A 12763-nucleotide genomic window follows, 5' to 3' on the forward strand; every position below is an offset into this window, starting at 1 on the left:
TCCTTTTTATAGAAATACGAACTTGGCGATGAAAATCGCGCACAGCACCCACAGGCTTACGGAAATGTCGCGGTACTTGCCGGTGCCCGCCTTCAGCGCCACATAGGTGATAAAGCCCAGGGCGATGCCGTCGGCGACCGAAAACGTCAGCGGCATCATAATCGCCGTGACGATCGCCGGAATGCTGTCGGTGGCTTCGTCCCAGTTGATATGCGCCATGCTCGCCATCATCAGCATCGCCACATAAATCAGCGCGCCGGCCGTGGCATAGGCTGGGATCATGCCGGCCAGCGGCGCGAAAAACATCGCGGCCACAAACAGGATACCGACGGTCACGGCGGTCAACCCGGTGCGGCCACCGGCGGCCACACCCGCGGCACTTTCCACATAGCTGGTCACCGGCGGCACGCCAACCATGGCGCCGAACACACTGGAAGCGCTGTCGGCTTTCAGTGCGCGGGAGAGGTTATCGATCTTGCCATCGGCATTGACCAAGCCGGCCCGTTGCGCGACGCCCATCAGTGTACCTGCGGTATCAAACATGTGTACAAAAAGAAATGCAAATACAACGCTAATCATGCTGACATTGAACACACCTTTAATGTCCATCGCCATCCACGTCGGCGCCAGGCTCGGTGGGGTGGAGATCATACCGTTGTAGTGCACCAAACCCAGGCCCCAGCCGGCCAGGGTCACAGCAATGATGCTGATCAGGATCGCGCCGAACACGCGGTGGTAGCTGAGGATGGCGATGAGCAGAAAGCACACGGCCGCCAGCAGCGGCGCGGGTTCATGCAGCGAACCGAGCTTGATCAGCGTGGCCGGGCTCTCGACGATAATCCCGGCGGTTTTCAGGCCGATCACCCCGAGGAACAAGCCCACCCCGGCGCCCATGGCGTGGCGCAGGCTGACGGGAATGCTGTTGAGCAGCCATTCACGCACCCGCGAGAGCGTCAGGCCCATGAACAACACGCCGGAGATAAACACCGCGCCCAGCGCGGTTTCCCAGGTGTAGCCCATGGTGCCGACCACGGTGTAGGTGAAGAACGCGTTCAAACCCATGCCCGGCGCCAGGCCCACCGGCCAGTTGGCGTACAGGCCCATCAGCAGGCAACCCAGCGCGGCGGCAATGCAGGTGGCAACGAACGCCGCGCCGTGGTCAATGCCGGCGTCGGCCATGATATTGGGGTTGACGAAGATGATGTAGGCCATGGTGATGAAGGTGGTAAGGCCGGCGATCAGCTCGGTCCTCACTGTGGTGCCATGCAAGCGCAGTTTGAACAGGCGTTCCAGCCAGCCGTTCTGTGAGGGGGCAAGGTCGAGCGTCGGGGCTTCGGATTTGCGGCTATCCACAGCGAGTACTCCTCAAGAGTTTTATTGTTATTTCCAGCGCCGGTCACGGATGGGCCGCAGCGCTTTGAGGTACTGGCGGGTTTTGTTGACCAATAGGTCAGGAACTCGCACGAAGCGAATTATGCTTTTGTATACAAATAAAGCAAATAATGTTTTCGAATAGCCGCGTGAAGGGCTAGCTCGCGCTCAATGCCTGGTTGACGGCCAGCCATCCCGTCACCGCTTCTTCGCCCGCTTCACTGAACGCGCGTTGCAACAGTTTCACCTGTTCACGACGCAGAGAGTGCTCGAAACGCGAGCCTTCCTCAGTCAATTCCAGCAGGCGTTTGCGCTTGTCGGTCTCGGACGCAACGCTGTTCACCAAGTGCATTTCCTGCAACTGGCGCAATGGAATGTTCAGCGCCTGCTTGCTCACGCCGAGCAATTCCAGCAGTTCCTTCACGCTCAAGGCTGGGTAACGCGCGATAAAAAACACAATGCGCTGATGCACCCGGCTCAGACCACGGCGCTCAAGCATTTCGTCGGCCTTGGCGGTAAACGCCTGGTAGCCGAAGAAGAACGCTTCCATGGCTTCTTGCTGGGCGGTGGGGTTTTTAAGGTCAAGCATATTGACGTATCCGTCTAAGTCGTCGTAATTTCGGTCAATCAGTTTGACGTATTTCCCACAGGCTTCGCTACCGGTGACCTTATGGCCTTCTCTGAACGTGTTACGCGCCTCAAAAGCTCCTTGATCCGTGAAATCCTCGCGGCAGCCCAGCGCCCGCAAGTGATGTCGTTCGCCGGTGGCCTCCCGGCCGAAGCCATGCTGCCCGCGCTGGACTGGGATGACATGCCCCTAAACATCGGCCAATACGGCATGAGCGAAGGCGAGCCGCAGTTGCGTGAACTGCTCGCCGCCGAAGCCCGCGCACTCGGCGTGCCGTGCCAGGCCAGCCAAGTGCTGGTGGTCAGCGGTTCCCAGCAAGCCCTGGACCTGGCGGCCAAGCTGTACATCGATAAAGGCACCCAGGTTCTGTTGGAAGGCCCGACCTACCTGGCCGCGTTGCAGATCTTCCAATTGTTCGGCGCCGATTGCCTCACGGTACAACTGGAGGCCGACGGCCCAAACCTGAGCGCGCTGCGCGCCAGCCTCGAACGCCATCGTCCGGCATTCATCTACCTGATCCCGACGTTCCAGAACCCTTCGGCGGTGCGTTACAGCGAAGCCAAGCGCGAAGCTGTCGCCGCATTGCTCGATGAATTCGGTGTCACGCTCATCGAAGACGAGCCCTACCGTGAACTGACCTTCGATGGCGGCAGTGCCAAACCCATCGTCGGGCGCCTGAAAAAGGCCAGTTGGATCTACACCGGCACCGTGTCCAAGACCCTGTTGCCAGGCCTGCGTGTCGGCTACCTGATCGCCAGCCCGGACCTGTTTGCGCACCTGCTCAAACTCAAGCAATCGGCCGACCTGCACACCAATCGTGTCGGCCAATGGCAGGCGATGCAGTGGATCGGCAGCGAAAAATACCAGCAGCACCTGGTGGAACTGCGCAGTTTTTATCGCGAACGCCGCGATGCGTTCCAGGCTGCGCTACAGCGTCATTTTGCCGATCTGGCCGACTGGCAAGTGCCCCAAGGTGGATTATTCTTCTGGCTGACCTTGAAACAACCACTCGACACCCGCACCTTGTTGGCGCCAGCGTTGGAACAGGACGTCGCGTTCATGCCCGGTGAACCGTTCTTTTCCGAACCGGACCAACACCCTGGTTCGCTGCGGCTCAATTTCAGCCATATCGACCCGGCCCGCCTCGACGAAGGTCTCAAGCGCCTGGCCGCCGTGGTCCGGCAAGCACAGCACGCGCAAGCGGCATAAGGGGAGCCCCATGTACAAGGTTTATGGCGATTACAAATCGGGCAACTGCTACAAGATCAAATTGATGCTCAGCCTGCTGGGCATCCCGTATCAATGGGTGGATGTGGACATCCTCAAGGGTGACACCCAGACCGCCGAATTCCTGGCGAAGAACCCCAACGGCAAGATCCCGGTGCTGGAACTGGAAGACGGCACTTGCCTGTGGGAGTCCAACGCGATCCTCAACTTCCTGGCCGATGGCAGTGAGTTTCTGCCGTCCGAGCCGCGCCTGCGCACCCAAGTGCTGCAGTGGCAGTTCTTCGAGCAGTACAGCCATGAGCCGTACATTGCGGTAGCGCGGTTTATCCAGTTTTACCTGGGGCTTCCCCAGGAGCGTCTGGAGGAATACAAGAAGCTGCACAAGGGCGGTTACAAAGCGCTGAAGGTCATGGAGCGCCAGTTGCAGTTGACGCCGTACCTGGTGGGCGATCAGTTCTCCATCGCCGACGTGGCCTTGTATGCCTACACCCATGTGGCCCATCAAGGTGGTTTTGACCTGGACGCCTATCCGGGTGTGCAGGCGTGGATGGCGCGGGTAGCCAGCCATCCGAAGTATGTGCCGATGCTGGACTGATAACGGGGTCGAAATGTGGGAGCGCGCTTGCTCGCGAATGCAGTGTGTCAGTCACTGATGATTCGACTGACGCACCGCATTCGCGAGCAAGCCCGCTCCCACATTTAGCTCAAGGGTGTATCAGGTAGTTCGTCGTGCAGCAGATCGAAGCAGCGTTGCGCTGCGGGGCTCAGCCCCATCCCGCTACGACTGATCAAGCCGATTTCCCGGTTCACGCCGGGATGCTCGATGTTGATGCGCTTCAATCCCTCCAGGCTGTCCGCCGCCGATTCCGGCAGAACACTGATCCCCAGCCCCTGGCGCACCAGCGCCAACACCGTCGACATGTAGTTGGCTTCCATGCCTGCGTTCAGGGTCAGTCGTGTCTGGTCAAACAACGCATCCACCTGCTCGCGCACACTGCTGTCGCGACCGGTGAGGATGATCGGCTGGTCCGCCAACTGCTCCAGGGTCAGTTGGGGAAAGCGGGTGAGGGGATGATCCAGCGGTACAAACGCGCACAAGCGATCATTCAGCACCGGCACGAATTCCAGGCCATGACTGAGCCGTGCGCGCACGCCGATACCAAAATCCACCTCGCCGGAACGCACCTGAGCGTGAATGCGATGGGCCACCAGATCATGCAGGCGCACCTCGATCCCGGCAAAGCGTTCGCGAAACAAGCGTAGAACCGGCGGCAAAGCGCCGGCACATACCGAAGGCAGCGCGGCGATTGTGACCACGCCTCGACGCAGGGCGGCCAGGTCGCGGGAGCCGGTGACGATGTTGTCCAGGTCCAGCAGCAGTTTTTCCATGGGGCCGCGCGCGTCCTGGCCGGCGGCGGTGATGCTGACATGGCGCGGGCTGCGGTCGAGCAGGGCGACGCCGAGCCAATCCTCCAGTTGTTGCACCTGCACGGTCAGTGCAGAAGGCGACAGATGCAGCTCATTGGCTGCCTTGGTGAAACTGCCCGTGCGGGCCACCGCCAGAAACGCTTGAATGTGTTGGATACTGTTCTTCATTTTGTTTTTCCGAACACTAGCTGGTGAATATTCCAATTTACAAAGACTAACCCGCTTCCAATACTCCGGGTAAAACAATAACCGGCCACCAAGGCCGCTCTGGAGTAACCCATGCTCGCTACCCTGGGTGTCATTACCATCCTGTGCCTGCTCGCTGCCGTCATGAGCAAACGCCTCTCGCCCCTGGTGGCCCTGATCGCACTGCCGATCATCGCCGCGTTGCTCGGCGGGTTCGGCCTGCAAACCAGCGCTTTCATCATCACCGGTATCAAGAACGTCGCCCCGGTCGTGGGCATGTTTGTGTTCGCGATCCTGTTTTTCGGGATCATGACCGATGCCGGCATGCTCGACCCCATCATCGATCGCATCCTGCGCACGGTAGGGACGCGTCCTACACGCATTGTCGTCGGTACCGCGACCCTGGCGTTGCTGGTGCACCTGGACGGCTCCGGTGCAGTGACTTTTCTGGTGACGGTGCCGGCGATGCTGCCGCTCTATACACGGCTGGGCATCGATAAACGCATCCTTGCCTGTGTCTGCGCGATGGCGGCCGGGGTCAACTTCTTGCCGTGGACCGGTCCGGTGTTGCGTTCGTCGGCCGCCCTGCACGTGCCGGTGGCAGACCTGTTCCAACCGCTGATCCCGGTGCAGATCGTCGGCCTGATCTTCGTTTTCGCCTGTGCCTGGTGGCTGGGCCGTCGCGAAGAAAAACGCCTGGGCCTCGGCGCCGGCTCCACCGTGGATGCAGTGCCCCAGCGAGTACTCAGTGACGACGATATCAAGCTGCGTCGCCCGCGCCTGTTCTGGGTCAACCTGATCCTGACCGTGCTGGTGATGGTGGTGATGATTGCCGGCTGGGTCGACCCGGTGGTGATGTTCATGCTCGGCACCGTGGTGGCGCTGTGCATCAACTACCCGAACGTCGACGCCCAGCGCGCCCGCATCGATGCCCATGCCAAGACCGCCCTGACCATGGCCAGCATCCTGCTCGCCGCCGGGGTGTTCACCGGCATCATGCAGGGCACCGGCATGCTCAAGGCGATTGCCGAAGTGGCGGTGGCGCAGATTCCCGCCGGCCACGGCAAGTTGATTCCTGCGGTGGTGGGTTTCATTTCCATGCCGTTGAGCATGTTGTTCGACCCCGATTCCTACTATTTCGGCGTGATGCCGGTGATCGCCGAAGTCGGCAAAGCCTTGGGCGTCGACCCCCTGCAAGTGGCCCAGGCCTCGTTGCTCGGTGTGCACACCACCGGCTTCCCCGTCAGCCCGCTGACGCCCGCGACCTTCCTGTTGGTGGGCCTGTGCAAGATCGAACTGGCCGATCACCAGCGCTTCACCATTCCGTTTCTGTTCGCCGCGTCGGTGTTGATGACCCTGACGGCGTTGCTCCTGGGAGTTATTTGAGATGAAAACCTTGCGCATCGGTTCCGGCGCCGGCTATTCCGGCGACCGTATCGAACCTGCCGTGGAACTGGCCGAGCAGGGCGACCTGGATTACCTGGTGTTCGAGTGCCTGGCCGAAAGAACGATTGCCTTGGCGCAACAGGCGCGGATCAACGATCCAGACGGTGGCTACGATCCGCTGCTGAGTGAACGCATGCGCCGCGTGCTGCCCTTTGTTGGCGAAAAGGACGGCCGCCGTCGCTTGCGGGTGATCACTAATATGGGCGCGGCCAATCCGGTGTCGGCCGCCAGTGAGGTGCGTCGAATAGCTAAGGAACTGAGCCTTGATCTGAAGGTGGTTGCGGTCGTCGGCGATGATGTGTTGAAGGCGTTGCGGCCCGAGTGTTTGCTGGATAACGGCCAGACCGTCGAGTCCCTTGGCGAGCGGCTGATTTCCGCGAATGCCTATTTGGGCGTCGACGGCATTCTGCAGGCGCTGCGCGCGGATGCGGACGTGGTAATCACCGGACGCGTGGCTGACCCTTCGCTGTTCCTGGCACCGCAGATGTTTGAATTCGGTTGGGCCGCGGACGATTGGCAGCGCCTGGGGCGTGGCACGTTGGTGGGGCATTTGCTTGAATGCGCCGGGCAAGTCAGCGGTGGCTATTTTGCAGACCCTGGCTTCAAGGATGTGGAGGACCTGGCGCGCCTGGGTTTCCCCCTGGCCGAGATTGACGCAGAGGGTGAAGCCTTGATTACCAAGGTGGCCGGATCCGGCGGGCGGGTCAGCGGCGCAACCTGCACTGAGCAGCTTATCTATGAAGTGCATGACCCGGCGGCGTACCTCACGCCTGACGTGACGGCCGATTTCTCTCGAGTGGGCTTTGTTGAGGAAAGTACTGATCGTGTGCGCGCCCAAGGTGCGGACGGCCGTGCACGCCCCGAAAACTTGAAGGTCAGCGTCGGCTTTCTGGACGGTTGGATTGGTGAGGGGCAGATGTCCTACGGCGGTCCCGGTGCTGTCGCACGGGCGCAGCTGGCGCGGGATGTCGTCCTCAAGCGGCTTGAGTTAATGGGCGTGAAGATGCAGGACGTGCGTGCCGAACTGATCGGCATGGACTCGCTCCACGGCCCACGCAGCACGGTCGAGCCCTGGGAAGTACGCCTGCGCGTGGCAGCGCGCTGTGACGATCGCGGCGAGGCGGTGCGGGTGGGCAATGAAGTGGAAACCCTTTACACCAACGGCCCGTCGGGCGGCGGCGGCGCGAGCAAAAGCGTACGTCAGGTGGTGGCGGTGGCGTCGTTGTTGCTACCGCGCGATAAGGTCAATCCGAGGATCGAAGCATGAAATTGCACACGCTGGCCCATTCCCGTACTGGGGATAAGGGCGATACGTCGAATATCTCGATCATTGCCTACCGTGCCGAGGATTACCCACTGCTGTGCGAACAGTTGACGGCCGAGCGCGTGGCCGAGTTTTTCGCGGGGTTGCGGGAGCCTGGGGCGGCGCCTGTGCGGCGCTATGAATTGCCGAACGTGCAGGCCCTGAACTTCGTACTGCCGGGCATCCTGCGCGGTGGGGTCACCCGTTCGCTGGCGCTGGATGCCCATGGCAAGTGCCTGGGCTCGGCGTTACTCGATCTTGATTTGGCAAGACTGAACTAAATGTGGAAGCGGCGTAAGCCTGTCAGACCGCAGCGAAGCGCTTGTCCAGATAATCAATGATCACCTTGGAGTCATACATCCAGGTGGTCTGGCCATTCTCTTCGATACGCAGGCACGGCACCTTGATCTTGCCACCTTGCTCCAGCAGGGTCTGGCGGGCCTGTTCGTTGTTTTTCGCATCTTTCAGCGCGACGGGCACATTCAGACGGTGCAAGGTGCGGCGGGTCTTCACACAGAACGGGCAGGCGTGGAACTGATACAGGGTCAGTTCCTTGGCCGCTGCGTTCACCTGTGCCTGTTGCTCGGCGGAACGCTGTTTTTTGCGAGGGCGGGTAAGAAAGTCGCCCGCGATGATGACGTGGCCGAGGCCCACTCGAAGTGCTTTGACGAACATGGCTGAAACCTCTTGCCCATGAAGAAGGGGCCGCAGCTTACCTCAATTTTGCGGGCGAAAAAAAACCGGCGATGAACGCCGGCTTTTTCGTACTCAGCCTGTTACTTGATCAGGCTGAGGAATTCGCTGCGGGTGGCCGCGTTTTCGCGGAATTCACCCAGCATCACCGACGTGATCATCGACGAATTCTGTTTCTCCACACCGCGCATCATCATGCACATGTGCTTGGCTTCGATCACCACGGCCACGCCCAGGGCACCGGTCACTTGCAACACGGCATCGGCGATCTGGCGGCTGAGGTTTTCCTGGATCTGCAGGCGGCGGGCATACATGTCGACAATCCGCGCAACCTTTGACAGGCCCAGCACCTTGCCGCTTGGGATATAGGCTACGTGCGCCTTGCCGATGAACGGCAGCAGGTGGTGTTCGCACAGCGAGTACAACTCGATGTCCTTGACCAGCACCATTTCGCTGTTGTCAGAGCTGAACAAGGCACCGTTGGTGACTTCTTCCAGTGTCTGCTCATAACCGCGGCAGAGGTACTGCATCGCCTTGGCGGCACGCTTTGGCGTGTCGAGCAGGCCCTCGCGGGAAACGTCCTCGCCGAGTTGGCCGAGGATCGCCGTGTAATTCTGTTCCAGGGACATGAAACTACCTGTGGGATTTTCGCAAAGCGCAAGGTTACGGTGACGGGCACATCGCTGCAAGCCTGACGATGGCACTTGTTACTCGTCGCGCCCTTCCATCATGGTGCGTTTGAGCATGACATACACTGCCCCCGCGCCGCCGTGGCGGGCTTGGCATGAGGTAAAGCCGAGCACCTGGGCATGCTGGCGCAGCCAGGTGTTGACGTGGCTTTTGATCATCGGCCGCTTGCCGTCCAGCCGCACGGCCTTGCCGTGGGTGACGCGTACACAGCGGATTTCGAATCGGGTGGCTTCGGCGAGGAAGGCCCACAGGGTTTCCCGGGCTTTCTCCACGCTCATGCCATGCAGGTCAAGGCTGCCTTCGAACGGGATCTGGGCGGCCTTGAGCTTGCGCATCTGGCTTTCCTGCACGCCATCACGGGCCCACATCAGCTCATCTTCGGGGCCGACATCGATGACGAACTGGTCCGACAGGCCATCCACGGTGGTGGCCTCGGTGCGCACAGTCGCGGCCTGGCGCAGTTTGGCGATCTGCGCCCGGTCGGCCTTGGGTTTGCCGGTGTCGGCGCGGTCGTGCTTGATCGGCTTGACGCCGCGCAGCTCGTTTTTGAACAGGGAAAAATCGTCGTCTTGCATGTTGGCCTCCGCGAAGGGCGGGCAGTTTACCTAAATCGCGGCGGCCAGGGCGCAGGAAACGCTATCCAAGCGCCATCAGTCGTGCTTTTTCATCAGGTGTGAAGCGATATTCAGCGACAACGGCTGACGCATTTTCCGCCGGCTGCGTCGCCATAACCATACGCCCAACCACAGCACCAACAGCCCGATCGCCAACAGAATCGCCGAGCCACCTGGGCTGGCATTCAGCTCGCCGAGCGCGGGCGAGTGACCAAACAGACCCGCGCCACCAGCGCCGGCCAACAGCAAACCAACTATCGCCAGCAGCGCGGCAATGCCGGCCACCAGGCGCAGACGCCAGTTGCTCGGGCCCTTGGGGCGCAAGCGACGAGCATCAAAACCATCGGATATCTTCATTCCGACCTTTCCTCCAGGGTATCGGCCCTTCGACCGGACAATACACAGGTTGTTCCGGGGGGAGGGGTAAATGCGCCAAATGAAAGGGCTTTGCGGATGAGCGGGGCAATAAACATTGCCGCGCCGCTCATCAGAAGGTCGATCAGATCAGATCTTTGGTCAACGCCAGGGTGGCGAAGTTGTCGGCCATGATGGCCATTTCAGTCTGCTGCACGTGTTCGGCGCTGAGGATGCCGCCTTTGTAAGGCAGGTCGCGGGTCGCGCAGGCGTCTTCCACCAGGGTGCAGCGAAAGCCCAGGTTCTTGGCCGCGCGCACCGTGGTGCTGACGCTGGAGTGGCTCATGAAGCCGCAAACGATCAAGTCCAGGGAACCGAGGTCCTGCAAGTGTTTTTCCAGGCCTGTGCCGTGAAAGGCGCTGGGCAGCAGCTTGCCGATGATGGTTTCGTCGCCTTCAGGCTCAAGGCCGGGAATGAATTCGCCGCGCTCACCCTGCGGGTCGAACAGGCCGCCAACGGTGCCTAGGTGACGGACATGCACGATCGGCCGCCCGGCGTTGCGTGCGGCTGACACAAGTTGCTTGATGTTGCCGACAGCCGCGTCCATGCCCGAGAGGGCGAGGGGGCCGCTGAGGTATTCCTTCTGGGCGTCGATGATCACGAGGGTCGCATGGCTGAGGTTCGCCGCTGCGTAACCACGACCGCTGAGTTGAAACATCGTCTTTGGAACGGACATTCTGGGGCTCCTGTGAGGGGGGCTTTTGCGACATTGTCCACTGGCTGAGCGGTTCTGTGAATCGCTACCATCGTAAGGTACGCCGTTGTTGGCGTGCAGCCATGTCAAGAGGTGGGCCTGTTTACCACAATGATGGCAATTTGGATGAAATCCGACGGATGGCGACGGGTTTCCGTACATCGTCGGTACAGGTGAAGGCTGTTAGAATCGCCAGTCGTTTTTTCCAGGAGCTTGCCCCCGTGACCACTTCTTCCCGCCTGCGCACCTTGCGCGACCATATCCGTTGGGCTGTCAGCCGTTTCCATGGGGAAGACCTGTATTTTGGCCATGGCACCGACAATGCCTGGGACGATGCCCGGCAACTGGTGCTCGGTGCGTTGCACTTGCCGTGGGAAATCGCCGACAGCTACCTCGACTGCAACCTGGAAGAAGAGGAAATTGCCCACCTGCAACGCTTGCTGCACCGCCGCATCCACGAACGCGTGCCGACGCCTTATCTGATTGGGGAGGCCTGGTTCTGCGGCATGTCGTTTATCGTCGATGAGCGCGTGCTGATCCCGCGCTCACCGATTGGCGAACTGATCGAAAACCGCTTCGAACCCTGGTTGGCCCAGCCACCGGCACGCATCCTCGACCTGTGCACCGGCTCCGGTTGCATCGGCATTGCCTGCGCTTATGAGTTCCAGGACGCCGAAGTAGTGCTGGGGGATTTGTCCTTCGAAGCCTTGGAAGTGGCCAACCAGAACATCGAGCGCCATGGTGTCGACGAGCGTGTCTACACCGTGCAGGGTGACGGTTTTGACGGCCTGCCGGGCCAGCGCTTTGACTTGATCGTGTCCAACCCGCCGTATGTGGATGCCGAAGACTTCGCCGACATGCCCGACGAATACCAGCACGAACCGGAACTGGGCCTGGCGTGTGGCGACGATGGCCTGAACCTGGTGCGGCGCATGCTGGCCGAAGCGGCGGACCACCTGACCGAGAAGGGCCTGCTGATTGTTGAAGTGGGCAACAGCCAGGTGCACGTCGAGGCGCTGTACCCGGAAGTGGATTTTGCCTGGCTTGATTTCCAGCGCGGTGGGCATGGGGTGTTTATGTTGACGGCGGAGCAGTGCCGCCAGCATCAGGCAGTATTTGCCGCCAAGGTTTAACGGTAGGAACGCGGTCAGTGTGGGCGCTGGCTTGCCTGCGATAGCGGTGTATCAGTAGCAGATGTGGGCGCTGACCTACTGCTATCGCAGGCAAGCCAGCTCCCACATTTGATTGCGTTTGCGCCCACTAACGGTGCGTCGCAATCCAGATCAACAACCCGGCCTGAAACACCGTAAACGCCACCAGGCAAGTGATGGTAAAGCGCAACCCGCTGTCCTCGCGCTTGAACTTGATCACCTTTTCCTCTTCCTTGCGCAGCTTCACTTCCTGTTCCGCCAGGTTCTGCTCGGCTTGTTGCAGCATCTGCGCCGCTTCCAGAATCTCCACGAACTGCACTTTTTCCGTGTTCCAACTGTCCAGCACGTTGCTGACCTTGCCCGGCTGAACGTTACCTTTCAGGTGCTGCACATCGGCGTAGGCCACATCAAAGCCCTGGATGCGCAGGAAGTGATCGCGGCGCAGGCGGGTGGCTTCGTTCAGCGCATCTTTGTTGGCCAGGTCGACGCCGTCGACGCGATAGTGCGACCACTTCTTTTTCGCCCACGCTGCGCCTTGGGCGACGAGGAAGCGGCCCAAGCCACGGTTGGCCGGCTCGATTTCCAGGCTGTTACCAGGGCCAAAGTGCACGCGATGCGTATCGTGGTCGACCCAGATATCCAGCTGATTCTGTTCACGGCGCACGCGTTGGCCGGGCAACTGGATGACCATGCGCAGCAGGCTACGGTGTTTGTCATGGCGCTCGGCATAGCCGAACTGCACGAACCGCAACGGCCGCACGCCCGTGGCGCGGTCGGTGGCCAGGGGCGCCAGGCGCAGCATCTTGAAATGCTCGGCCTGCACGTCTGCCCACGGCAGGGGCGCCACGTTGACGGCCTCGGTTTGTTCAGCCGGGGTGTCGGCGGTGGATTCCGGTGTTGCTTCAGTGGTTGTCATGC

Annotated in this window: 15 protein-coding genes; 6 read left to right on the forward strand and 9 right to left on the reverse strand. The window is 60.8% G+C overall.

What is annotated here, in order from left to right:
* Window positions 1-6 precede the first annotated feature (6 nt).
* Window positions 7-1353: an NCS2 family permease gene (locus AC4PS7_RS11460; protein ID WP_021490805.1), complete on the reverse strand. Its 1347-nt coding sequence runs from the start codon at window positions 1351-1353 to the stop codon at window positions 7-9.
* Window positions 1354-1528: 175 nt separating this feature from the next.
* Window positions 1529-1960 (reverse strand): MarR family winged helix-turn-helix transcriptional regulator, encoded by a 432-nt coding sequence (locus AC4PS7_RS11465; protein WP_010208844.1) that lies wholly within the window; start codon window positions 1958-1960, stop codon window positions 1529-1531.
* A gap of 81 nt (window positions 1961-2041) precedes the next feature.
* On the opposite strand from AC4PS7_RS11465, the gene AC4PS7_RS11470 reads away from it, so the two are divergent.
* Both AC4PS7_RS11470 and AC4PS7_RS11475 read left to right on the forward strand, forming a co-directional pair.
* Window positions 2042-3208, forward strand: coding sequence for an aminotransferase-like domain-containing protein (locus AC4PS7_RS11470; protein ID WP_021490804.1), 1167 nt, complete (start codon window positions 2042-2044; stop codon window positions 3206-3208).
* A 10-nt stretch (window positions 3209-3218) separates the two neighbouring features.
* Complete coding sequence (locus tag AC4PS7_RS11475) at window positions 3219-3821, forward strand: glutathione S-transferase family protein (RefSeq protein ID WP_021490803.1); 603 nt, start codon at window positions 3219-3221, stop codon at window positions 3819-3821.
* Between the two features lie 104 nt (window positions 3822-3925).
* Here the strand turns inward: AC4PS7_RS11475 and AC4PS7_RS11480 are convergent, their stop codons facing one another.
* Window positions 3926-4822 (reverse strand): LysR family transcriptional regulator, encoded by an 897-nt coding sequence (locus AC4PS7_RS11480; RefSeq protein WP_010208849.1) that lies wholly within the window; start codon window positions 4820-4822, stop codon window positions 3926-3928.
* 111 nt (window positions 4823-4933) lie between these two features.
* On the opposite strand from AC4PS7_RS11480, the gene AC4PS7_RS11485 reads away from it, so the two are divergent.
* Genes AC4PS7_RS11485 through AC4PS7_RS11495 form a run of 3 tightly spaced genes read left to right on the forward strand, consistent with a single transcriptional unit; the run spans window position 4934 to window position 7870 of the window.
* On the forward strand, window positions 4934-6226 hold the full coding sequence (locus AC4PS7_RS11485; RefSeq protein WP_016976366.1) for a CitMHS family transporter: 1293 nt from the start codon (window positions 4934-4936) through the stop codon (window positions 6224-6226).
* Between the two features lies 1 nt (window position 6227).
* Window positions 6228-7553: an acyclic terpene utilization AtuA family protein gene (locus AC4PS7_RS11490; RefSeq protein WP_045791802.1), complete on the forward strand. Its 1326-nt coding sequence runs from the start codon at window positions 6228-6230 to the stop codon at window positions 7551-7553.
* On the forward strand, window positions 7550-7870 hold the full coding sequence (locus AC4PS7_RS11495) for an AtuA-related protein (protein WP_010208852.1): 321 nt from the start codon (window positions 7550-7552) through the stop codon (window positions 7868-7870). The genes AC4PS7_RS11490 and AC4PS7_RS11495 overlap by 4 nt, the downstream gene beginning before the upstream one ends.
* A 22-nt stretch (window positions 7871-7892) precedes the next feature.
* On the opposite strand, the gene AC4PS7_RS11500 is transcribed toward AC4PS7_RS11495, so the two are convergent.
* The 5 genes from AC4PS7_RS11500 to AC4PS7_RS11520 form a co-directional block, all read right to left on the reverse strand.
* On the reverse strand, window positions 7893-8264 hold the full coding sequence (locus tag AC4PS7_RS11500; protein WP_010208853.1) for a glutathione S-transferase N-terminal domain-containing protein: 372 nt from the start codon (window positions 8262-8264) through the stop codon (window positions 7893-7895).
* Between the two features lie 101 nt (window positions 8265-8365).
* Window positions 8366-8911: a GTP cyclohydrolase I FolE gene (gene folE / locus AC4PS7_RS11505; protein ID WP_003236739.1), complete on the reverse strand. Its 546-nt coding sequence runs from the start codon at window positions 8909-8911 to the stop codon at window positions 8366-8368.
* Between the two features lie 78 nt (window positions 8912-8989).
* Complete coding sequence (locus tag AC4PS7_RS11510; RefSeq protein WP_042571845.1) at window positions 8990-9547, reverse strand: Smr/MutS family protein; 558 nt, start codon at window positions 9545-9547, stop codon at window positions 8990-8992.
* A 75-nt stretch (window positions 9548-9622) separates the two neighbouring features.
* Window positions 9623-9943, reverse strand: coding sequence for a hypothetical protein (locus AC4PS7_RS11515; RefSeq protein WP_010208859.1), 321 nt, complete (start codon window positions 9941-9943; stop codon window positions 9623-9625).
* Between the two features lie 142 nt (window positions 9944-10085).
* Window positions 10086-10676 carry a cysteine hydrolase family protein gene (locus AC4PS7_RS11520; protein WP_010208860.1) on the reverse strand — a complete coding sequence of 197 codons (591 nt, stop codon included), beginning with the start codon at window positions 10674-10676 and terminating at the stop codon, window positions 10086-10088.
* Window positions 10677-10915: 239 nt separating this feature from the next.
* On the opposite strand from AC4PS7_RS11520, the gene prmB reads away from it, so the two are divergent.
* A complete protein-coding gene (prmB, locus tag AC4PS7_RS11525; protein ID WP_042571844.1) occupies window positions 10916-11827 on the forward strand; it encodes a 50S ribosomal protein L3 N(5)-glutamine methyltransferase in 912 nt (303 codons plus the stop codon).
* A 127-nt stretch (window positions 11828-11954) separates the two neighbouring features.
* Here prmB and AC4PS7_RS11530 read toward each other — a convergent pair whose 3' ends face one another.
* Entirely contained in the window at window positions 11955-12761 is an 807-nt protein-coding gene (locus AC4PS7_RS11530; protein WP_010208862.1) for a hypothetical protein, read from the reverse strand.
* Window positions 12762-12763 lie beyond the last annotated feature (2 nt).

It is taken from the genome of Pseudomonas sp. DW-iso3 (assembly GCF_058725305.1).

Coding starts and splice junctions, on each gene's coding strand:
- AC4PS7_RS11465 (WP_010208844.1), bottom strand. CDS start 1,960: ATGCTTGACCTTAAAAACCCCACCGCCCAGCAAGAAGCCATGGAAGCG.
- AC4PS7_RS11470 (WP_021490804.1), top strand. CDS start 2,042: ATGGCCTTCTCTGAACGTGTTACGCGCCTCAAAAGCTCCTTGATCCGT.
- AC4PS7_RS11475 (WP_021490803.1), top strand. CDS start 3,219: ATGTACAAGGTTTATGGCGATTACAAATCGGGCAACTGCTACAAGATC.
- AC4PS7_RS11480 (WP_010208849.1), bottom strand. CDS start 4,822: ATGAAGAACAGTATCCAACACATTCAAGCGTTTCTGGCGGTGGCCCGC.
- AC4PS7_RS11485 (WP_016976366.1), top strand. CDS start 4,934: ATGCTCGCTACCCTGGGTGTCATTACCATCCTGTGCCTGCTCGCTGCC.
- AC4PS7_RS11490 (WP_045791802.1), top strand. CDS start 6,228: ATGAAAACCTTGCGCATCGGTTCCGGCGCCGGCTATTCCGGCGACCGT.
- AC4PS7_RS11495 (WP_010208852.1), top strand. CDS start 7,550: ATGAAATTGCACACGCTGGCCCATTCCCGTACTGGGGATAAGGGCGAT.
- AC4PS7_RS11500 (WP_010208853.1), bottom strand. CDS start 8,264: ATGTTCGTCAAAGCACTTCGAGTGGGCCTCGGCCACGTCATCATCGCG.
- folE (WP_003236739.1), bottom strand. CDS start 8,911: ATGTCCCTGGAACAGAATTACACGGCGATCCTCGGCCAACTCGGCGAG.
- AC4PS7_RS11510 (WP_042571845.1), bottom strand. CDS start 9,547: ATGCAAGACGACGATTTTTCCCTGTTCAAAAACGAGCTGCGCGGCGTC.
- AC4PS7_RS11515 (WP_010208859.1), bottom strand. CDS start 9,943: ATGAAGATATCCGATGGTTTTGATGCTCGTCGCTTGCGCCCCAAGGGC.
- AC4PS7_RS11520 (WP_010208860.1), bottom strand. CDS start 10,676: ATGTCCGTTCCAAAGACGATGTTTCAACTCAGCGGTCGTGGTTACGCA.
- AC4PS7_RS11530 (WP_010208862.1), bottom strand. CDS start 12,761: ATGACAACCACTGAAGCAACACCGGAATCCACCGCCGACACCCCGGCT.